A 20,873-nucleotide genomic window follows, 5' to 3' on the forward strand; every position below is an offset into this window, starting at 1 on the left:
CTCTCTGCGATCCGGGGCCCATGCATTTTTGCCTCTGGACCTTCCCTGCCCCGGACGCTAATCCAATACCCGTGGCCCAAGTGGCGGAATGGTAGACGCAGGGGATTCAAAATCCCCCGCCTTCACGGGCGTGAGAGTTCGAGTCTCTCCTTGGGCACCACATCAATTCCAGCATTGCGATTTTTCGCAAATGGATGCCGCACGCTTCGGCGACACAGGTTGACGCCCGGCTATTGGCATGATTTGCCATCGGGACGATTTTCTTTTGCCGGATACTGCGTCCCATGTTGCAATCGCTTTATGACCGTACCATCCGCCTGGCGGAGCACCCGAATGCGATGTGGGCCCTTGCGGTGGTGGCTTTCCTAGAAAGCTCGGTTTTTCCGATCCCGCCCGATGTGCTGATGATCCCGATGATCCTCGCCCGGCCGTCCAAGGCCTGGCTCATCGCGCTGGTGGCGCTTGTTGCGTCGGTGCTGGGTGGGATGCTGGGCTATGCCATCGGTGCCTTCTTTTACGAGAGCATCGGCCAGCCGGTGCTCGCCGCCATGGGCAAGGGCGCCGCCATGGAAGAGTTCAACACGCGCTTCAACGATTTCGGCTTCTGGGCCGTGCTGACCGCGGGCGTGACGCCGTTTCCATACAAGGTCATCACCATCATGTCCGGCTGGACCGGCATGCCGCTGGGCACCTTCGTCGCCACGTCGATCCTGGCTCGTGCGCTACGGTTCTTTGTGGTGGCCGGGCTGCTTTGGGGCTTCGGCGAGCCCATCCGGGACTTCATTGAGAAGCGGTTGGGTCTTATGTTCACGCTGTTCATGATCCTCCTGATCGGAGGATTCGTTCTGGTACGGTACCTATGACACGACGCGATACATTGGTTCTTTTGGCGGCGGCCGGGTCGGCGGCAATGCTGCTGGGTGCCTTGGGATTCCAGCATCTGGGCGAACTGGCGCCTTGCAAGCTGTGTATTTGGCAGCGCTACCCGCACGGCGTGGCGGTTCTGATTGGTCTGGCTGCCCTGATGATCTCCGTCCGTCTACTGCCGGCCCTTGGTGCGCTGGCTGTGCTGAGTACAGCCGGCATCGGGATCTATCACACCGGGGTCGAGCGTGGATGGTGGGAAGGCCCCTCGACCTGCACATCGGGCGAGATCGGCGGGCTGACGCCGCAACAGCTCATGGAACAGATCATGGCTGCGCCGCTGGTGCGCTGCGATGAGGTGCCGTGGGAGATGTTGGGTCTGTCGATGGCCAGCTGGAACGCCGTAGTTTCGCTGGCGCTTATGTCTATCTGGCTGATGGCCATGCGCACACACGCGGCCTGAGGGCCGGTCAAACGTCGGCGTCGAGTTCCGCGTCCCAGTACAGAAAGTCCATCCAGCTTTCGTGCAGATGGTTAGGCGGGAATTTGCGCCCGATATTGCGCAACTCCTCAGCCTGAGGCTGGCGCGGCGGCTTACGCAGAGACATACCCGCCTGCCGCAGCGATTTGGAGCCCTTGCGCAGGTTGCAGGGGCTGCACGCGGCCACAACGTTCTGCCAGCTGGTCACGCCTCCTGCGGCGCGCGGCACGACGTGGTCAAAGGTCAGATCCCCCCGGCCACCGCAATACTGGCAGCAGAACTCATCCCTCAGAAATAAATTAAAGCGCGTGAAGGCCACGCGCTTTTGGGGTTTCACATAGTCCTTCAGCACCACGACCGAAGGTATTCGTATCTCGATACTCGGGCTGCGGACCACCTCGTCGTACTCCGCGACGATATCCACTCTGTCAAGCCAGGCAGCCTTGATCGCCTCCTGCCAGGGCCAGAGGGACAAAGGATAGTAGGAAAGCGGACGGTAATCGGCGTTCAGGACCAACGCGGGGTTTTGCCTCAACGCCCCCGGTTCCCTGACAAATTCGGTCCTGAAGTCTCCGTCCATTACAGATTCGCTCCTCGCTCTGAACTGCCCGTTGTGACACCAGAGCGGGGAGCACCCGCCCCGGCCTTACTACGACTATATATCGTGTTAAATCTCTGACAAGCCCCGAGTTTCCACAATATCTCGGCATCTGCATATCGCTGTCGGGTAACAGCGGCGTGACAGTTATCCACAGCTTGCCCTGCCACCGCGGGGCCGGTAAGGGCTTGGGTCATGTCCTGGTTTATCCGCTTCAACAAGCCCTTCGACGTGTTGTCACAATTCACCGATCGGGGTAGTGCGGAGTCGCCGCGCCGCACCCTGTCGGACTTCATCGACCTGCCCGGAGTGTATCCCGCGGGGCGGCTGGATCGCGATAGCGAGGGACTGATGCTGCTGACCGATGATGGGCGGCTGCAGGCAAGGATCGCCGACCCGAAACACAAGATGGCCAAGACCTATTGGGCGCAGGTCGAGGGCATTCCCGATGCTGCCGCACTCGCGACGCTACAGGATGGGGTCGAACTGAACGACGGTCTGACCCGCCCGGCCAAGGCCAGGGTCATTGACGAACCGCCCGGTCTCTGGCCTCGGACCCCACCGATCCGCGAACGGAGGTCGGTGCCTGATTGCTGGATCGAACTCACAATTCGCGAGGGCCGCAACCGGCAAGTGCGCCGCATGACCGCTGCCGTCGACCACCCTACCCTGCGCCTGATCCGCTGCCGGATCGGTGACTGGACGCTGGACGGCTTAGACAGCGGCACGTGGGAGACCCTACCTTTGCCACCACGATCAGAGGCACCCCGCAAAAATCGCTCCGGACGCAAACCGCGCCGCTGAGGCCTTGCAGCGCAGCTGACAGCACGGGACGCAGACGCTACGCTCTGGCCATGAACAAACTGCCTGACGCGCCCCGCCCTACTGCCATCCTCGAGGCCGCGCTTTATGTCGACGATCTGGACGCCGCCGAGCGGTTCTACGGCGAATTGCTGGGGCTCGAACGCATCCAGCGGGTGGGTGAGCGGCATGTGTTCTTTCGCTTGGGAACCTCAGTGCTGCTGATCTTCAACCCGGACCAGACCGAGTTGCCGCCAACCAACCCGCGCTTGCCGGTGCCACCCCATGGCGCGCACGGACCGGGACATGTGGCGCTGGTCATGACGCGCGCCGAGATGGAGACTATGCGGGATCGCCTGGCCGCCGCCGGTGTGCAGGTCGATGCCGAGTTCGATTGGCCCAACGGCGCGCATTCGCTTTACGTGCGCGATCCAGCGGGAAACTCCGTGGAGTTCGCCGAAGGGTGGCTGTGGGAATGAAGCTTCGAAGCTTCATTCGCCCGGCTCAGACCGGGCATCAAAGCCGCTTCAAGCGGCTTGTCACGGGGTGTCGACCTCGCGCCTCACCCCAAGGGCTGTTTCTCACCACCCACCACCCGGTAGATTTCGCGAGAGACCACGTCAACCTCACCCAACGCTGCCCGAAAGGCCGCCATATGCGGTGTTGCAAAATGCGCATCGAGCGCGGCCTGATCCCGCCATTCTTCATAGACCCGGAACCGGCTGTCCTGCCCCAGCACCTGGCTGAACTCATAGATCAAACAACCCGGCTCTTCTACTGTCTCGGCCACCATTGCTTGTGCAGCCGCGCGTGCCTTGTGCACGCCATCGGCGGCAACTTCGACCACTCCCGTCACGATCAGCATTCCATCTCCCCTTTCAGATCATAGCGTTTCGAGATCCGGTCCACCGGCGTGCCGTCCCGAAGCGGCACGCCATGTGCAACCGAATGCTCCTGAAATCCCATTCGGGAATAGTAGCCCAGGCCTGGCACATTATCCGCCCGGATGGTGGCGTTGATGGTGGCGAATCCCATGCTCCGGGCGGTCTCGGCAGTCACCGCGAACAGCGCCCGCCCCACACCCCTCACTACCGGGTTGCGGCGGCAAAGGTTGCGATATCGGCGCAATCGGCGGGCAACTCATCATATATGCCCAGCCATTGAAACCCTGCCACCCGGCCTGCGTCGTCCAGCGCCACGTGGCAGCAGATCTTGTCCGGCCCGTTCAGATAGCTTTGCGCGAACAGCGCCTCGGAGAACGGAATCTCAAAGGCGGTCGTCCCCCCGATCTCGATAATCTCGTTGAGAATGCGGCAGGCCGCGGGCACATCCTCGGGCATCATCGGGCGGACAGCGATCTGCATCAGAGGCTCAGCTTGTCCCGCATGAAGGCCAGCGCCACGCTCAGCCCGTCCGGCGCGATGCCGTGCCCAGTGCCCTTCATCACATGGGCATAGACCTCCTTGAACCCAGCGCCTTGCAACGCCTCTGCCGCTTCGGGCAGCGATTGCGGCGGCACCACGTCGTCGGCATCCCCATGCACCAGCAGCACCGGCATCCGGCTGACCACTTCATCGGCGAGCAGTTCCGTTTCCAGCAGACGGCCCGAGAAGGCCACGATGCCCGCCACCGGGTCCTCGCGACGCGGGGCCACGTGCAGGCTCATCATCGTACCCTGGCTGAAGCCGAACAGAACCACCTGTTCCGGCAGCACGTCCTCATCCACCATCAGTGCGTCGAGGAAGGCGTTGAAATCGTCAACTGCCGCTTCCATGCCGCGCCGGGCTTCTTCCTCGGACGAGCCGTCGATCCACGGGATCGGGAACCACTGAAAGCCGAAGGGCATGCCCGGAATGGTCTCGGGCGCGTCGGGCGCCACAAACAAGGTGTCGGGCAGATGCTCGCCCAGCACATCCGCCAGCCCCAACAAGTCCTGCCCGTTGGCCCCATAGCCGTGCACGAACACCACGACCGAGCGCGTGCTGCCCGAGACCGGCTCTTTGCGGAGCGCATTCAAAACCCGAGTCATCTGATACCTTCCCTGTCCTTGGCCACGCGGTAATAGGCCCAGAGCACCCGGGCCGCAACCGAGCGCCAAGGCGACCATGCCTCGGCCATCTGCCGCAACTCCTTGTCGGTGGGGCGTTTGGGCAGGTCATAGAGGATGCGCGCGGCCTCTTGCAGGGCCAGGTCGCCGGGCGCGATCACATCGGCGCGGCCCAGAGAGAACATGGCGTAGACCTCGGCGGTCCAGACGCCGATGCCGGGCACCTCGGTCAGGGTCGCCACCACTTGCGCGTCTGGCGCATCGCGCAACGCCTTATAATCTATGCGCGCCTCGGTCAGTGCGCGTGCATAGCGGATTTTCTGGCGGCTCAGACCCACCGCACGCAGATCGTCATCGGTGGCCCACATGATCTTGCGCGGGCCGGTCAGTTTTGCGGCCTTCATCCGGCCCCAGATCGCATTGGCCGAGGCCACGCTGACCTGCTGGCTGACGATGGCGCTTAACAACTGGGCAAAGCCGTCTGGCCTGCGCCGCAGCGGCAGCGGGCCGGTGCGGTTCATGGCAAAGGCCATACGCGGGCAGGTCTGCGCCAGCCATGCCGCCCCTTCGGCCACGCAGGCGTCTGTTTCGATGATGCGGCCGACGGACATGTTCCCTCTCACCTGCGGCAAAGTCACGCCCCGCACGTTAGGGGTGCCTGCCGCATATGCAAGCCGCTTGTGCGCAAACGGATTCGCCGATACCCATACGCCCATGACCATGACCGCCACCGCCCCAGACGACAGACAGGCCAAACGGAACGTCGCCGTTTTGGTGGCAGCGCAGGCGATTCTGGGCGCGCAAATGCCGATGATCTTCACCATCGGCGGGCTGGCGGGGCAGTCTCTGGCCACCAATGCCTGTCTTGCCACACTGCCGATTTCGCTGATCGTTCTGGGCTCGATGCTGGCGGCGACGCCGATCTCGTCGATCATGCAGAAATGGGGCCGCCGCGCCGGGTTCCTGATCGGCGCCACCGCTGGTGCGACCGGGGGTGCGGTCGGGGCCTATGGGCTCTATCTGGGCTCGTTCCCGATCTTTCTGGCGGGCAGTCTGCTGACTGGCATCTACATGAGTGCGCACGGGTTCTACCGCTTTGCCGCCGCCGACACTGCCTCGGACGCCTACCGGCCCAAGGCGATTTCCTATGTCATGGCAGGCGGGCTTGCGGCGGCCATCATCGGGCCGCAACTGGTCAAGGCGACCTCGCAGGCCTTTGTGGTGCCGTTCCTCGGCACCTATTTGGCGGTGATCGCATTGAACGTTTTGGGCTCGGTTCTGTTTTTCTTCCTCGACATACCCAAGCCGCCCCCGCCCGCCGCCGACAGCCCCCGCGGGCGCACCCGGCTGGAGCTACTGAAAACCCCACGCATCGCAGTGGCCGTGATTTGTGCCATGGTGTCTTATGCGCTGATGAACCTGGTGATGACTTCGACCCCGCTGGCCGTGGTTGGGTGCGGCTACACCGAGGGTAACGCGGCGGATGTGGTGTCGAGCCACGTGCTTGCCATGTTCGTGCCCAGCTTCTTCACCGGCCACCTGATTGCCCGTTTCGGCGTGGAGAAGATCGTGGCATCCGGTCTGATCATTCTGGCGGGTGCCGGTGTCGTGGCGCTGCAGGGCGTTGATCTGGGCAATTTTTTCGTGGCACTGATCCTGCTGGGCGTGGGCTGGAATTTCGGCTTCATCGGCGCCACCGCCATGCTGGCGGACGCCCATGAACCGCATGAACGTGGGCGGATGCAGGGCCTGAATGACCTCTTGGTCTTCGGCGGTGTCACCCTGGCCTCGCTGGCCTCGGGCGGATTGATGAACTGCTCGGGTGGCTCCCCGGTCGAGGGGTGGACGGCGGTCAACCTCGCCATGGTGCCGCTGCTGACATTGGCGGGTGGTGCGCTGATCTGGCTCACGCTGCGGCCTGCCGAACCCGGCACACGCTAGGCCTCTACCAGCGCCCGGTCGCCGCGACCCACATCAGGGATGCCCGGCGTTTGAACTCGCTCTGCTCCAAAGCGCCAGAGGCAACGCGGTCAGGCGCGCGCATGGCCTGATGCAGGATCGGACCGGCCTGCCAACCAGCCAACAGCGCCGGACGTGCTTCCGGAGACACAGCACCACGATTGGCGCGCGCACGGGCCAGCCGATCCAGCGCCTCTTGCGCCATCCGCCGCACCCCGTCCGGAGTGCCGTCGAGCAAGGGGATGCGCCCGCGCGCCTCAAGCTCGGGGATGGCGCGGAACCAGTTCGCCACGCCCGCCGCAAAGCCGAAATCGCGCACAACGCTTTCCTTGGCGTCTCCCAGAACGCAGGCGGTCACCCAGGTCAGGGCCCCCGCACTCTCGTCAATATATTTGGTGAAGTGCCTGGTGTCGTCGAACGGGTCTTTGTAAATATCCCAGCGCCTTACGGCCACATATTCATCCAACAAGCTCGCCTGCTCCGCAGACAGAACCGCTGCCAAAGGCGTCACCACCTGATGCCGCCGCACCGGCTGACCTGAGGCGATCTCACTCAGTGCATCGCGCCACCATTGCAACCGCATCTCGGCGATCATCGGTTCCTGCGTGACCCAGGGCGCGCGCGCCACTTCGACATTTAGCGCGTAGAGCGGGAACAGCACCTTGCGTGCGGCCACCGGCGCGGCCATCGCTGCCAGAAACCGGTCGGGATCGCCCCGCTGCACCAGCGCCGCGCAGGCGTTCAGGTCGTCGCTGAATTCCACACTCACTGCGCCGCAGCCGTATGCGCCCCGCAATCTCGGGTCAGCTTCCACTGGATCGCGTCGAGTAGTGCCTCAAAGGACGCGTCAACTATGTTCGCGCTGACCCCCACGGTGGACCAGCGCCGCCCCTGCCCGTCTTCGCTGTCGATGATCACCCGCGTCACCGCCTCGGTGCCGCCCTGGGTGATCCGCACCTTGAAGTCGACCAGATGCATGTCCTTCAGGATATCCGAATACTGCCCCAGGTCCTTGGCCAGCGCCTTGGCCAGCGCGTTCACCGGGCCCCGGTCGCTGCCGCTGTCATCCAGCGATTCACTGACCGAGAGCTTCTTTTCCCCGTCCACCTTCACCACAACGACGGCCTCAGACAGGCTGACCATCTTGTTGTACTTGTTCTTGCGCCGCTCGACGGTGACCTTGTAGCGCTTGACCTCGAAGAACTCGGGCAATTGCCCCAGTTCCTCCCGCGCCAGCAACTCAAAACTGGCCTGCGCGGTGTCGTAGGAATATCCCTCACCTTCACGCACCTTGATCCGCTCCAGTATGCGCCCCAGCGCCGGGTCACCCTTCTCAACCGTCAGCCCGGCCTCGGCCAGACGATTGCGCAGGTTCGATTGCCCGGCCTGGTTCGACATCGGAATGATGCGCGCATTGCCGATGGTGGCCGGGTCTACGTGTTCATAGGTCGTTGGGTCCTTGAGGATCGCACTTGCATGCAGCCCCGCCTTATGCGCAAAGGCCGAGGCGCCCACATAGGCCGCCTGTTTCGTCGGCACCCGGTTCAGGATATCGTCCAGCATCCGGCTGATCCGCGTCAGCCCCGCCAGCGCCTCGCGCGTCACGCCGGTCTCGTATTTGCTGGCATAGGGCTCTTTCAACAGCAGCGTCGGGATCAGCGCGGTCAGGTTGGCATTTCCGCACCGCTCGCCCAGCCCGTTGAGCGTGCCCTGAATCTGGCGCGCGCCGGCATCGACGGCAGCCAGAGAACACGCCACCGCCTGCTCGGTGTCGTTATGGCAGTGAATGCCCAGCCGCTCGCCCGGTATGCCCGCCGCGATCACCTCGGTCACGATCCGCCCGACCTCGGACGGCAAGGCGCCGCCATTGGTGTCGCACAGTACGATCCAGCGCGCACCGGCGTCGAGCGCCGCCTTGCAGACCTCGACCGCATAAGCCGGATTGTCCTTATAGCCGTCAAAGAAATGCTCGGCATCATACAGCGCCTCGCGCCCCCGGCCTGCGAGATGCGCCATCGAAGCGCGCACATTCTCGACATTCTCTTCCAGCGGGATGCCGAGCGCGTGGGTCACGTGATAATCATGCGCCTTACCCACCAGACACACGGCCTGCGTGTCCGCGTTCGTCACGGCGGCCAGCACATCGTCATTTTCGGCGGACCGGCCCGAGCGCTTGGTCATGCCAAACGCCGTCAGCCGCGCCTTGGTCGCCGGGACCACGTCAAAGAACGCGCTATCGGTCGGGTTCGCTCCGGGCCAACCGCCTTCGATGTAATCCAATCCCAACTCGTCCAAAGCCTGCGTGATCTGTACCTTCTCGGCGGTCGAGAACTGCACGCCCTGCGTCTGCTGCCCATCGCGCAAGGTGGTGTCGTAGAGATAGAGGCGTTCCTTGGTCATGTCTCCTGCTCCCAACACTTACAGCGGCAGACATCATCACCACTCGGTCGTGCCGCTTGCGGCACGGCCATAGCCCGACCACCCCCATGGGCGGGCGCTACAGCGCCCACCCGCGATCGAGCACTGGCCTGTGTTTCGAAAGAACCGGCCATTACACCGCCTCCAGCTTCGAGGCGTCGAAGTCAGGACCTGGCAACAGTTCAACTCCTACCTTGCTCATGCGCACCTCTAGCCCTGCTGCGACATAAGCTGCTTTGAGGCGATCAACTTCCGAGAAGTCCTTGGTCTGCATCGCTGTCTCGCGGGCCAACGCCAATTTCTCGACGAATGCGAACAGATCCACATCAGCCATTTCAGCCCAAGCGCCCAGATCGTCCAACAGCAATCCCAGAAATTGTGCAGATGCAAGGAAGTTGGATAGCAAACCCTTGTGTAAATCCATCGGGTCATTCGAAGCTGTCTTTTGACGGCTTGCCGAACGTTCCAAGCGAAAAAGCTCTGCAATCGCACCAGCAGTGTTGAGGTCATCTTTTAAAGCAGAAAGCACTGCCTCATCTACTCGGCCCGGCTTTACGTCGGATGTCATTTTGTGCCATCGCCTCAACGTTGCTTCAGCGTCTTTCGCCTTTCTCTCTGTCCAATCCATCGGCTTGCGATAGTGGGTCTGCAGGAACACGAAGCGGATCACCTCGCCGGGCACGCCCTGCTCCAGCAAATCACGCACAGTAAAGAAATTGCCAAGCGACTTGGACATCTTCTTGCCTTCGACCTGCAGCATCTCGTTATGCATCCAGACACGCGCGAACTCTCCGCCCGGGTGAGCGCACCGGCTTTGCGCAATTTCGTTCTCGTGATGCGGGAACATCAGGTCGTTGCCGCCGCCATGAATGTCGAAACTCTCGCCCAGCAATTCGTGGGACATGGCCGAGCACTCGATATGCCAGCCCGGACGCCCCCGGCCCCAAGGTGACTCCCAGCCCGGCAGATCATCGGTGGAGGGCTTCCACAGCACGAAATCCATCGGGTTCTTCTTGTAAGGTGCCACCTCGACCCGCGCACCGGCAATCATGTCGTCGACCGAGCGGCCCGAGAGCTTGCCGTATTCCTCTTTCCACGAGTCGACCGCGAACAGCACATGACCCTCGGCGGCATAGGCATGGCCCTTGCCGATAAGGTCCTCGATCATCGCGATCATCTGCGCGATATACTGGGTCGCGCGCGGCATCGCCTTTTCATGGCTTTCACCGAGAATGGATGGCTCAAGCGTGCCAAGCTCGCCCATATCCTTCAGGTACCAGCCAATCGTCTCATCCGAGCGTGCCTGCACCAGCTCTTCCAATGTTCCCTCCGCCCCGGCCTGTTTACGGGCTAGCGCGGTGGCGTTGATCTTGTCGTCCACGTCGGTGAAGTTGCGCACGTAAGTGACGTGATCGGCGCCGTAGACCTCGCGCAACAGGCGGTAGAGCATGTCGAACACCACCACGGGCCGCGCGTTGCCTATGTGAGCCCGGTCATAAACGGTTGGTCCGCAGACATACATCCGCACATTTGCTGGATCGAGGGGGACGAACTCCTCCTTCTTCCGGGTCTTGGTGTTGTGCAGCTTGATCGTCGTCATCGGGTCAGTTCCTTAAGCAACAGGCGCAAACGCGTTGGCGCGGGCTTAGCAACTTGTCTCAGGGATGAAAACGAAAGAAACCGGCCCGCGTGAAGTTCAGCAGGAAATGCAGCAGATAATGATGCAAATGGTCCGGTTCATGCCCCTCGCATAACACGGGAAGCCGCGCGCGCCAAGTCTTGAGTAAGCGACGCGCCTTCGGCAAAGTGAGGCCATGAGCCGCGAAACCGTCAATTCGATCTGCAAAAACCTGCCCGGGGCCGAGGTCTCGGACCCGTGGGGCGGCGGGCATGATGCGTGGAAGGTGGGCGGCAAGATGTTCGCCTGTATCGGCACGGCAAATGACGGCGTCTCGGTCAAGACGCCTGATATCGAAACCGCGCAGATGCTGATCGATGCGGGCGTGGGCGAAAAGGCCCCGTATTTTCACCGCAGCTGGATTCGTCTGCCCTGGGGCACGGATGAGGATGAGCTGCGCCACCGTCTGTTCACGTCTTATGACATCGTGCGCGGCGCGCTCACGAAAAAGCTGCAGGCGACGCTGCCGCCGCGCGATCCCGATTGACAAAACGGCAATGCTCTGCCCCTCTCCGCCTTGAAGAGAGAGGGAGGCAGAGAATGAAGCTGTCGCATCGCATCACCCATCTGACCGGCGGCGGGTCGGACGGTTGGGACGTGTTCTATCGCGCGCGACGGATGATTTCCGAGGGCGTCGCGGTGACCGAACTGACCATCGGCGAACATGACATCCGCACCGACCCTTCGATTCTGAGCGTCATGAACGATGCAGCCGTGGGTGGGCATACCGGTTACGCGATGGTGCCGGGCACGGCGCTGCTGCGCGATACGGTTGCCGCCCGGGTACAGGCGCGCACCGGCGTGCCGACAACCCGCGACAACGTGCTGATCACACCCGGCGGTCAGGCCGCCCTGTTCGCCACCCATAGTGCTGTCTGCGATGCGGGTGATACGGCGCTGTATCTAGATCCCTATTACGCCACCTATCCCGGCACGATCCGGGGTGTGGGTGCGGTGGCGAAAGCGGTGCAAACCCGGGCCGAGGATGCGTTTCAGCCCCGGGCCGAGGACATAGACGCCGCCGCCGAAGATGCGGTGTCGCTGCTGATCAACTCGCCCAACAACCCCACCGGCGTGGTCTATTCGCGCGAGACGCTGGAGGGCATCGCCGGGGTCTGCCGGGATCGCGATCTGTGGCTGATCTCGGACGAGGTCTATGACACGCAGGTGTGGGAGGGTGAGCATATCTCGCCCCGGTCCCTACCCGACATGGCCGCGCGGACGCTGGTGGTGGGGTCGATGTCGAAATCGCATGCCATGACCGGGTCGCGTTGCGGCTGGATCGTCGGGCCGGAAGAGGTGATTGGCCACCTGATCAACCTCGCCACCCACACCACCTACGGAGTGCCGGGGTTCATTCAGGATGCCGCCAGCTATGCGCTGAGCGAGGGCAATCACCTTGAGGATGAGATTGCCGAGCCCTTCCGCCGCCGCCGGGCACTGGCCAAGGAGATCCTTGCGCGGCAGAACACGGTCGGTCTGATCCCGGCGCAGGGCGCGATGTATCTGATGCTGGACACGCGCGCGACCGGCATGAGCGGTGAGGCCTTCGCCAATGCCCTGCTGGACACGCATCGCATTGCCGTCCTGCCCGGCGAGAGTTTCGGGCAGGCAGCGTCGGGCCACGTAAGAGTGGCCATGACAGTCGCGGATGAGGCCTTTGCCAAATCGCTGGAAACTCTGTGCGATTTCGCCGCACAACTGGTTGCCGACAAATCCATGCGTTTCAGTGAGACCGGATAACTCCGCCGCGCGAAACCCGGAAAACGGCGCGGCTCAACCGAACCGCGCCGCCGTTGTCAGCTATCAGAAGCGGAAGGTGGCCCGCACCGATGCCGATGTGGCGTCCGCGCCAATACCCGAACCGCCGATATCGTCGAACTGGTGTTCCAGCACTTCGGCACCGAGCACCCATTGAGGGGTCATTTGATAAGCCAGGCCTACCCCGTAGAACTCACCGGTTTCATCGCCAAGTGAGGTATCCACCTGGGCCACGCCACCTGTGGCATAGGCCAGCACACGGCCAAAGTCATAGCCGGCCTTGACCTTGCCGCGCAGCACCGAATCCACCGTGGCCGCGCCACCCAGATCGATGTCGGTCCAGTCATAGTCGACTTCACCCCCCAGAACGAAGCGGCCAAAATCGTAGTTGTAACCGGCATGCAGGCCATAAGAGACATCGTCGCCCCCCGCGCCTGCCGAAGGATCAACATCCAGCTGACCGATCTGGCCACCCAGATACGCGCCGGTCCAGTCGCCACCCTGATAAGGCGCCGGTAGCGGCGGAGCGGCCGGGACCGGCTCGATCACCGGTTCGGTGATGTTGCCAGCCAAGACGGGACTGCTCAGTGCCGCGACCAGTGCGGCCATTGATACGATACGGGTCATTGTGACTTCTCCTGTCAATCGGGACGCCTTTGCGCGCCCGCAGCCCCTACCAAGGAACGCCGACACCCGGTTTCCAGAGGCCGCGCGGGCGGCGTCCGAGCAGGCGGCGGGGACTGGCCGAAATCGCTGCGCCGCGGCATCAAACCGCCCAAAAAATCGGTCGCATTTGGAATAGACAGGCGGGTTTTTGCGCCTCAGGATGATCCGAAACGGAGGCACGCGATGCAGGTCCAACAGTGCAAAATCAACCTTGTGTGTCGCACCATCGGTGCGGACCGGGGTCGTGCCGCGCGGGGCCGTCCCGGGTCAATCTGACGCAATCCCACTTTTTCTCAGATTAAACTCCGGAACTCACACATGAACGATCAATCCCGTAGCTCATCTCGTAGCGGCGGCCGCGCCGCGCGTCGGGCTGCCCGCGCAACCGCTCTGCCCGACCATCTGCGCCCGGTGCGGCCGGGCATGGAAGGTGGCACGTACAAGCCGCTCAGCCAGCAGGATATGGAGCGCATCCACACCGCAGCCCTCGACGCCTTGGAGCAGATCGGCCTGGCCGATGCGCCGCAAAGTGGCGTCGACTATCTTGTCGGCGCCGGGTGCATTCTGGGCGACGACGGCCGCATCCGGTTCCCCCGCGCGCTGGTCGAGGATACGCTGGCCAAGGCGAACCGGTCGGTCACGCTCCACAGCCGCGACGGCAAAACCGATCTGGAGCTGAGCGGCAGCCGGGTGCATTACGGCACTGCGGGGGCCGCGGTACACATGGTGGATGTCGAAGGGCGCGAGTATCGCGATTCAACCGTGCAGGACCTGCACGATGCCGCCCGGATCTGCGACCGGCTGGACAATATCCACTTTGTCCAGCGCCCCATGGTCTGCCGCGACATTCCCGACAACCGCGAGATGGACCTGAATACCATCTATGCCTGCTGCTCGGGCACCACCAAGCATATCGGCACCTCGTTCACCGAACCCGACTTTGTGGCCCCCGCAGTCGAGATGCTGCACATGATCGCCGGAGGCGAGGACAAGTGGCGCGAGCGGCCTTTCGTTTCGAACTCGAACTGCTTCGTCGTGCCGCCGATGAAATTCGCGACCGAAAGCTGCGAAGTCATGGAGGAGTGCATCAAGGCCGGTATGCCGGTATTGCTGCTCTCGGCCGGCATGGCGGGGGCCACCGCGCCCTCGACGGTGGCGGGCGCCATCGTGCAGGCCACCGCCGAATGTCTGGCCGGTCTGGTCTATGTGAACGCGGTCAAACCCGGCGCTCCGGCAATTTTCGGCACCTGGCCGTTTGGCCTGGACCTGCGCACCGGCGCGATGACCGTGGGATCCGGCGAACAGGCGCTGCTGAGCGCGGGCTGTGCCCAGATGCACAAGTTCTATGGCCTGCCGGGCGGAGCCGCCGCTGGCGCATCCGACTCGAAACTGCCCGACATGCAAGCCGGGTGGGAGCAGATGTGCTCGAACGTCATGGCAGGCCTTGCAGGGCTCAACATGGTCTATGAGGCGGCAGGCATGCACTCGTCCCTGCTGGGCTTTTGTTTCGAGAGCCTCATCCTGAGCGACGATCTGATCGGTCAGGCGTTGCGCTGCGTGCGCGGGATCGAGGTGACGGATGAAACCCTGGCGCTGGATCAGATCGCCGAGGTCTGCCTGGGCGGTACCGGGCACTACCTTGGAACGGACCAGACTCTGGGCCGGATGCAGGCCGATTATGTCTACCCGACCCTTGGCGACCGCACCTCGCCCAAGGAATGGGTGGAGCTTAAAAAGCCCGACCTGATCAAGAAGGCCATCGCGAAAAAGGAAGAGATCCTGTCCGAACGCGCAGCGGCTCGGTTCGACCCGGCGCTGGATGCCGCCATTCGCGCCAGGTTCAACATTCACTTGTCGTCCTAACCCATTGAAAAAGCCGGGAGCGTACTCCCGGCTTTCACGAGGCATTTGCAATGGCGGCCGTGCAAGATGATGGCCGCCGTTGTTTTGAGAGGCGCCGATCAGCCGTCGGTCGCGGGCATCAGACCTGCTTCTTGAGCGGCTGTGACCTCTTCCTGATCCAGCGACCCGTCCCCGTTCACATCAATGTTGGCAAAGCCTTCCGCATCGATTTCGGGAAAGACAGCCTGCACTTCGTCAATGGTCAGTACACCATCACCGTTTGCGTCTGCCGTTTGGGCCGATGCCACTGCGGGAATGGCAAGGGCAAGGGCAGCCAGAAGAGGCAGGGTTTGCGGTTTCATTGCGGTGTCTCCTGTGTGAGTTTGAATGTCTTGTCCGGACAGACCCAGAAACACCTTTCCGCATACCGGCGTCACGGCAAGAAATGCGTTTTCGCGGATTCGCGCCAATGCCCGCCTGATTCGCCCTTGGATTTACGCGGTCCCCCGCGCGGCCAAACGGCTTTGAGGCCGTTCGGCAATTCTTCCCCTGCTTGAAACCCGCGTTCCGGCAGACACCCGCCGCATGTGTGAAACGACTCACTTCATGCGGTTGAAATCGCATGTCCATACACATGTCGGTGAGATTCGGCATGTTCACCCGGAAACATCGCCTGATTCACATCGGCTATCCGATGAAAAAAGGGGGGCCAAGGCCCCCCTGTCAGTTTCGCCGTCCAGGCTCCGTTCATTGACCGCCCGGTGTTTTTTGCCTGCGGCCTGGACGTCGCATGGGGCGAGCGCACCCGCCCCGTGAGAGAGTGGGAAGGACTGATATTCCGCCCCACCCTGTAGCCGGCGAAACACGGGCATGTTTCGCCGTGTGAGATGGGGCGCCTTTGGGTAAGTCTCGGGCCATGCCTCATCTCGGGTTTCGTCGGGACCGGGCCACCAAGGGAGGAACCCCGGTCCCTACACACCGTTGCCGGTGCGTTTCCGGTCAGGTCACGAGCAGCCGCTCGTAGCCCCGCAGGTATTGCACTTCATGCAGGTGCCGTTGCGCACCAGCGTGTAGTTGCCGCATTCGCCGCAGGGATCGCCTTCATACCCCTGCATCTTGGCCTTGGTGCGGGCATCCATTCCGCTGACGGTTCCGGTGGAAAGCGCGGTTGCGCCCTCTGCCACTCCGCCGGCTTCCGGCACCAGCGTCTGGATTGCGGCGACGGGGTCGGCCGCACCGTTCAGCGCCGTGGCCCCGGTGCCCTGCCCGCCATTCAGCACCACCAGTTCCTGCGGCAGGCGCTTGCGCAGATACCCGGTCGAGGAAATCTGTTTCAGCACCTCCAACGATTTCGACGCAGCGGTTTCGCTGACATCGGTGAAATTCGACACGCCCTCTTCCTCGCCCCGGCCCAGATCGTCAAAGCTGGCGCCTTCGGGTTTCACATGTGCCAGATCGGTGCGATCGAGATAACTGACGGCCAACTCACGGAAGATGTAGTCGAGGATTGAGGTGGCGTTCTTGATCGAATCGTTGCCCTGCACCATCCCCGCCGGTTCGAACTTGGTGAAGGTGAAGGCGTCGACGAATTCCTCAAGCGGCACGCCATATTGCAGGCCGACCGACACCGCGATGGCAAAGTTGTTCATCATCGCCCGGAACCCGGCGCCCTCTTTGTGCATGTCGATGAAGATCTCGCCCAGCGAGCCGTCGGAGTATTCGCCGGTCCGCAGATAGACCTTGTGGCCGCCCACGATCGCCTTCTGGGTATAGCCCTTGCGGCGTTCCGGCATCTTCTCGCGATGCGATCGGACGATTTCCTTGACCACCACCTTCTCGATGACCTTCTCGGCCAGCACGGCGGCCTTTTCGGCGGGCGAGCCGCTTTCCAGCGCTTCCGCCGCCTCGTCGTCATCCTCGACCAGCGCTGCCGCCAGCGGCTGGCTCAGCTTCGAGCCGTCCCGGTAGAGCGCATTGGCCTTGATGCCGAGGGACCAGGACAGCTCATACGCCTTCTGGCAATCCTCGATAGTGGCATCGTTGGGCATGTTGATCGTCTTCGAGATCGCGCCCGAGATGAAGCTCTGCGCCGCCGCCATCATGGTGATGTGGCTGTCGACCGACAGGAAGCGCTTGCCCTTCTTGCCGCAGGGGTTGGCGCAGTCGAAGATCGAATAGTGCTCCTCCTTCAGATGCGGCGCGCCTTCCAGGGTCATGGTGCCACAAACATGGTCGTTGGCCGCGTCGATATCGGCGCGGGTAAAGCCCAGATGCCGCAGCAGATCGAAGGTCGGGTCGGCCAACTTGGGTGCCGGGATGCCCAGCACACCGGTGCAGAACTCCTCACCCAGTGTCCACTGGTTGAAGACAAAGCGGATGTCAAAGGCCGATTCCAGCGCCTCGTCCACCTTGCGCAGCTCGTTGGGGCCAAAGCCATGGCCGGTCAGCGAGGTGTGGTTGATCCCCGGCGCGTTGCCGATGGTGCCGTGGCCCACGGCGTAGGACACGATTTCCTCGATCTGACTGGAGCTGTAGCCCAGATGCTCAAGTGCTGCGGGCACCGAGCGGTTGATGATCTTGAAATAGCCGCCGCCTGCCAGCTTCTTGAATTTGACCAGCGCGAAATCCGGCTCGATCCCCGTCGTGTCGCAATCCATCACCAGACCGATGGTGCCGGTGGGCGCGATCACGGTGGCCTGCGCGTTGCGGTAGCCGTTCTTTTCGCCAAGGCTCAGCGCCTCGTCCCAGGCCGACATGGCCAGATCGACCAGACGCGCATCCGGGCAGTTGGCGTGATCCAGCGGCACCGGCTTGACCGCCAGCTTCTCATAGCCGTTGGCGGCGCCATAAGCGGCGTTGCGATGGTTGCGCATGACGCGCAGCATGTGATCGGCGTTGCGCTCATAGCCCGCGAACGGCCCCAGCTCTCCGGCAATCTCGGCCGAGGTGGCATAGGCGACACCGGTCATGATCGCGGTCAGCGCGCCACACAGCGCCCTGCCCTCATCCGAGTCGTAGCTGTAGCCCATGTTCATCAGCAGGCCGCCGATATTGGCGTAGCCCAGACCGAGCGTGCGGAAGTCATAGGACAGTTTGGCGATTTCCTTGGACGGGAACTGCGCCATCATCACCGACACTTCCAGCGTCAGGGTCCACAGACGCGTCGCATGCATATAGTCGTCGGCCTGGAACACACCGTCCTTGAGGAAGGTGAGCAGGTTCATCGACGCCAGGTTGCAGGCGGTATCATCGAGGAACATGTATTCCGAGCACGGGTTCGAGCCACGGATCGGGCCATCCTCGGGGCAGGTATGCCACTCGTTCACGGTGTCATGATACTGAATGCCCGGATCGGCGCAGGCCCAGGCGGCATGTCCCACCTTTTCCCACAGATCGCGTGCCTTGACCGTCTTGGCGACCTCGCCGTTTGTGCGATTGATCAGCTCCCAATCGGCGTCCTTCTCGACCGCCTTGAGGAAGGCGTTGGTCACCCGGATCGAATTGTTGGAGTTCTGACCCGAGACCGAGCTGTAGGCCTCACTGTCCCAATCGGTGTCGTAGGTCGGAAATTCGATGCTGTCATGGCCCTGGCGGGCGTAATCCAGCACGCGTTTGATATAGGTTTCCGGGATCGCGACCTTCTTGGCCTCGCGGATCGCCTCTTTCAGCCCCTCATTGGTCTTGGGGTCATAAGCGTCGTCCTGCACCCCGTCCCAGCTGCGGATCGCGGCGAAGATGCCGTTCAGCATTTTTTCGTGCATTTTCGAGCCGGCGACGATGCTTGCCACCTTCTGCTCTTCGAGCACTTTCCACTCGATGAACTGCTCGATATCCGGGTGATCGGCGTCCACGATCACCATCTTCGCTGCCCGACGGGTTGTCCCGCCTGATTTGATCGCGCCAGCGGCGCGGTCGCCGATTTTCAGGAAGCCCATGAGGCCCGATGATTTGCCGCCACCCGACAGCGCCTCGCCCTCGGCGCGCAGGTGGCTGAAGTTGGTCCCGGTGCCTGAGCCATATTTGAACAGCCTAGCCTCGCGCACCCACAGGTCCATGATGCCACCTTCGTTGACCAGATCGTCGTCGACCGACTGAATAAAGCAGGCATGCGGCTGCGGATGCTCATAGGCCGATTTCGACTTGGTCAGCTTGCCGCTTTTGTAGTCGACATAGTGATGCCCCTGCGCGGGACCGTCGATGCCATAGGCCCAATGCAGACCGGTGTTGAACCACTGCGGAGAGTTGGGCGCGGCACGCTGGGTCGCGAGCATGTACCGCATCTCGTCGAAATAGGCGCGCGCGTCCTCCTCGGTCGAGAAATAGCCGCCCTTCCAGCCCCAGTAAGCCCAGGCACCGGCCAAACGGTCGAAGACCTGCTTGGACGAGGTCTCACCCGTGAACTCGACATCCGCATCAGCCGGGGCCGAACGCCACAGGAATTCGGGAACATCCTTTTCCTTAACCTTCTTGAGGCGCGAGGGGACGCCGGCCTTGCGGAAATACTTTTGCGCGATCACGTCGCTGGCGACCTGGCTCCAGCGGGCGGGCACTTCGATCTCGTCGAGGCGGAAAACGATGGTGCCGTCGGGGTTGCGAATCTCGGACGTCGCGGACACGAAATCCAGATCTGCATATGCGTCCTGACCTGCCTTGGTGAATTTTCTTTCAATCTTCATGACCGCTGTCCCAGCTTCAACTCAACTCAAATTGCGGCCCTCGGGCCACGGAAGATTCCAGGCGCGTAAAAGCCGCGCCGAATGCCGGGTGGATTAGAGACAGAAAAGGCCTGCACGCCACGACCCGCAGCGTGAAACCGTCCTTCGGCAACACGAATTCTGGTTGTGCCTTTCCGTCCCTCGGTGCGTCGCTTTTCTGGTTATTGCCTACCAGATTTAGTGGCGATGCTTCCGGCCTACACAATCTGGCGTATCTTCCCATATCAGGTCAACGCAAATTTTACCTGTTGATCGCAATCTTTTCTGTTGACCGGATTCCGCGGATCTCGGCGCGGGGCGGCGATACCGATTCCTCCACAACTTGTCCCCAATGCGCGCAGCGGAGTATTTCGGGGCGGCGGTGGAAAATTCCTGTGATTTCCAGCACCTTTACGGAATTGGTTAATATCCCGGATGTGATTTTCGGTGATCGCGGACGCGACAGAATCACTGTCGCTTCCGCCCCGCCAATGACGTACAGTCAGTCATGCACCACATCTGATTTTTGGACAGCCACGGCCATGCGCATCCCCCGGATCATCCTGTTTCTTGCCCTCACCGTGTCCTGCACACCACAAGATGTTGTGCCATTGTCTCGTAGCGCGCAATTTCCCGAAAACCCCGTGGCGCTGTTTCGGGCCTTTGAAAACTCCTGCCAGGAGCCGGGTGAAACCCTGTCTCGGCCAGCCCCAACGACACTGGAATGCAGGCAGTTGCTGTCACCGGACGCCACCGCTTATCTGATTCTGACCTATGACGGGTATCCGCAGGACCTGCCTGAGAGCGTCACGCGGCTGACCGCGACCGAGAATCCTGCGGGTTACCGCGTCGATGCAGAGATGTTTCTGGATGTGCCGCAGAAAGACGGAAGGTCGCTGAATGTTCAGTTCGAAAGCCGCCGGCTCGATCGCATGCTCGCGCGCCTCTATCGCGCTGCGGGTGGCACGCCGATCTGAAGAAAGTGGTCGGGGCGGCGAGATTCGAACTCACGACCCCCTGTACCCAAAACAGGTGCGCTACCAGACTGCGCCACGCCCCGGACC

Annotated in this window: 21 protein-coding genes and 2 tRNA genes; 10 read left to right on the top strand and 13 right to left on the bottom strand. The window is 62.4% G+C overall.

Annotation, left to right across the window (positions count from 1 at the left end; all coding sequences use genetic code 11):
- The first annotated feature begins 74 nt into the window (after positions 1-74).
- The 3 genes from GOX53_RS12140 to GOX53_RS12150 all read left to right on the top strand — a co-directional run bounded on the left by GOX53_RS12140 (position 75) and on the right by GOX53_RS12150 (position 1,327).
- Positions 75-160 (top strand) — tRNA-Leu (locus tag GOX53_RS12140).
- Between the two features lie 124 nt (positions 161-284).
- Positions 285-863 carry a YqaA family protein gene (locus GOX53_RS12145; protein WP_171176639.1) on the top strand — a complete coding sequence of 193 codons (579 nt, stop codon included), beginning with the start codon at positions 285-287 and terminating at the stop codon, positions 861-863.
- Complete coding sequence (locus GOX53_RS12150; RefSeq protein WP_171176641.1) at positions 860-1,327, top strand: disulfide bond formation protein B; 468 nt, start codon at positions 860-862, stop codon at positions 1,325-1,327. Before GOX53_RS12145 ends, GOX53_RS12150 begins: the two co-directional genes overlap by 4 nt.
- 7 nt (positions 1,328-1,334) lie before the next feature.
- On the opposite strand, the gene GOX53_RS12155 is transcribed toward GOX53_RS12150, so the two are convergent.
- Positions 1,335-1,925, bottom strand: coding sequence for an HNH endonuclease (locus tag GOX53_RS12155; protein WP_171176643.1), 591 nt, complete (start codon positions 1,923-1,925; stop codon positions 1,335-1,337).
- Positions 1,926-2,138: 213 nt separating this feature from the next.
- Between GOX53_RS12155 and GOX53_RS12160 the strand changes: the two genes are divergently transcribed.
- Positions 2,139-2,747 (top strand): pseudouridine synthase, encoded by a 609-nt coding sequence (locus GOX53_RS12160; protein ID WP_171176645.1) that lies wholly within the window; start codon positions 2,139-2,141, stop codon positions 2,745-2,747.
- Positions 2,748-2,797: 50 nt separating this feature from the next.
- Entirely contained in the window at positions 2,798-3,223 is a 426-nt protein-coding gene (locus tag GOX53_RS12165; protein ID WP_171176647.1) for a VOC family protein, read from the top strand.
- Positions 3,224-3,306: 83 nt separating this feature from the next.
- Here GOX53_RS12165 and GOX53_RS12170 read toward each other — a convergent pair whose 3' ends face one another.
- From GOX53_RS12170 to GOX53_RS12185, 5 genes are read right to left on the bottom strand one after another with little or no spacing between them, the layout of a single operon-like run.
- Positions 3,307-3,609: a putative quinol monooxygenase gene (locus GOX53_RS12170; RefSeq protein WP_171176649.1), complete on the bottom strand. Its 303-nt coding sequence runs from the start codon at positions 3,607-3,609 to the stop codon at positions 3,307-3,309.
- Positions 3,603-3,803 (bottom strand): GNAT family N-acetyltransferase, encoded by a 201-nt coding sequence (locus GOX53_RS29805; protein WP_254446545.1) that lies wholly within the window; start codon positions 3,801-3,803, stop codon positions 3,603-3,605. Before GOX53_RS29805 ends, GOX53_RS12170 begins: the two co-directional genes overlap by 7 nt.
- Positions 3,804-3,832: 29 nt before the next feature.
- Positions 3,833-4,108 carry a GNAT family N-acetyltransferase gene (locus tag GOX53_RS29810; RefSeq protein WP_254446546.1) on the bottom strand — a complete coding sequence of 92 codons (276 nt, stop codon included), beginning with the start codon at positions 4,106-4,108 and terminating at the stop codon, positions 3,833-3,835.
- A complete protein-coding gene (locus GOX53_RS12180; protein WP_171176651.1) occupies positions 4,108-4,773 on the bottom strand; it encodes an alpha/beta hydrolase in 666 nt (221 codons plus the stop codon). The genes GOX53_RS29810 and GOX53_RS12180 overlap by 1 nt, the downstream gene beginning before the upstream one ends.
- The gene (locus tag GOX53_RS12185) at positions 4,770-5,402 is read right to left on the bottom strand and encodes a DNA-3-methyladenine glycosylase (RefSeq protein WP_171176653.1); all 633 of its coding nucleotides are present in this window, start codon (positions 5,400-5,402) and stop codon (positions 4,770-4,772) included. The genes GOX53_RS12180 and GOX53_RS12185 overlap by 4 nt, the downstream gene beginning before the upstream one ends.
- 103 nt (positions 5,403-5,505) lie before the next feature.
- Between GOX53_RS12185 and GOX53_RS12190 the strand changes: the two genes are divergently transcribed.
- Positions 5,506-6,732 carry an MFS transporter gene (locus GOX53_RS12190; RefSeq protein ID WP_171176747.1) on the top strand — a complete coding sequence of 409 codons (1,227 nt, stop codon included), beginning with the start codon at positions 5,506-5,508 and terminating at the stop codon, positions 6,730-6,732.
- Between the two features lie 4 nt (positions 6,733-6,736).
- Here the strand turns inward: GOX53_RS12190 and GOX53_RS12195 are convergent, their stop codons facing one another.
- From GOX53_RS12195 to cysS, 3 genes are all read right to left on the bottom strand, one after another.
- A complete protein-coding gene (locus GOX53_RS12195) occupies positions 6,737-7,513 on the bottom strand; it encodes a squalene/phytoene synthase family protein (protein WP_171176749.1) in 777 nt (258 codons plus the stop codon).
- Between the two features lie 2 nt (positions 7,514-7,515).
- The gene (cimA, locus tag GOX53_RS12200) at positions 7,516-9,150 is read right to left on the bottom strand and encodes a citramalate synthase (protein WP_171176655.1); all 1,635 of its coding nucleotides are present in this window, start codon (positions 9,148-9,150) and stop codon (positions 7,516-7,518) included.
- A 151-nt stretch (positions 9,151-9,301) separates the two neighbouring features.
- Positions 9,302-10,768 carry a cysteine--tRNA ligase gene (cysS, locus tag GOX53_RS12205; protein WP_171176657.1) on the bottom strand — a complete coding sequence of 489 codons (1,467 nt, stop codon included), beginning with the start codon at positions 10,766-10,768 and terminating at the stop codon, positions 9,302-9,304.
- 214 nt (positions 10,769-10,982) lie between these two features.
- Between cysS and GOX53_RS12210 the strand changes: the two genes are divergently transcribed.
- On the top strand, positions 10,983-11,333 hold the full coding sequence (locus GOX53_RS12210) for an MmcQ/YjbR family DNA-binding protein (RefSeq protein ID WP_171176659.1): 351 nt from the start codon (positions 10,983-10,985) through the stop codon (positions 11,331-11,333).
- 53 nt (positions 11,334-11,386) lie between these two features.
- On the top strand, positions 11,387-12,589 hold the full coding sequence (locus GOX53_RS12215; protein WP_171176661.1) for a pyridoxal phosphate-dependent aminotransferase: 1,203 nt from the start codon (positions 11,387-11,389) through the stop codon (positions 12,587-12,589).
- A gap of 63 nt (positions 12,590-12,652) precedes the next feature.
- On the opposite strand, the gene GOX53_RS12220 is transcribed toward GOX53_RS12215, so the two are convergent.
- Positions 12,653-13,234 carry an outer membrane protein gene (locus GOX53_RS12220; protein ID WP_171176663.1) on the bottom strand — a complete coding sequence of 194 codons (582 nt, stop codon included), beginning with the start codon at positions 13,232-13,234 and terminating at the stop codon, positions 12,653-12,655.
- Between the two features lie 357 nt (positions 13,235-13,591).
- Between GOX53_RS12220 and GOX53_RS12225 the strand changes: the two genes are divergently transcribed.
- Positions 13,592-15,136: a trimethylamine methyltransferase family protein gene (locus GOX53_RS12225; RefSeq protein WP_171176665.1), complete on the top strand. Its 1,545-nt coding sequence runs from the start codon at positions 13,592-13,594 to the stop codon at positions 15,134-15,136.
- Positions 15,137-15,234: 98 nt separating this feature from the next.
- On the opposite strand, the gene GOX53_RS12230 is transcribed toward GOX53_RS12225, so the two are convergent.
- Positions 15,235-15,477, bottom strand: a complete 243-nt coding sequence (locus GOX53_RS12230; RefSeq protein ID WP_171176667.1) for a hypothetical protein — start codon at positions 15,475-15,477, stop codon at positions 15,235-15,237.
- A 642-nt stretch (positions 15,478-16,119) separates the two neighbouring features.
- The gene (locus GOX53_RS12235) at positions 16,120-19,791 is read right to left on the bottom strand and encodes a vitamin B12-dependent ribonucleotide reductase (RefSeq protein WP_171176669.1); all 3,672 of its coding nucleotides are present in this window, start codon (positions 19,789-19,791) and stop codon (positions 16,120-16,122) included.
- A gap of 131 nt (positions 19,792-19,922) precedes the next feature.
- Here GOX53_RS12235 and GOX53_RS29815 point away from each other — a divergent pair, with 131 nt between their 5' ends.
- Complete coding sequence (locus tag GOX53_RS29815) at positions 19,923-20,786, top strand: hypothetical protein (RefSeq protein WP_254446547.1); 864 nt, start codon at positions 19,923-19,925, stop codon at positions 20,784-20,786.
- Positions 20,787-20,792: 6 nt separating this feature from the next.
- Here the strand turns inward: GOX53_RS29815 and GOX53_RS12245 are convergent.
- Positions 20,793-20,869: transfer RNA gene (locus GOX53_RS12245), tRNA-Pro, on the bottom strand.
- Positions 20,870-20,873: the final 4 nt, after the last annotated feature.

Source organism: Ruegeria sp. HKCCD8929, assembly GCF_013031405.1.
GTDB lineage: Bacteria > Pseudomonadota > Alphaproteobacteria > Rhodobacterales > Rhodobacteraceae > Ruegeria.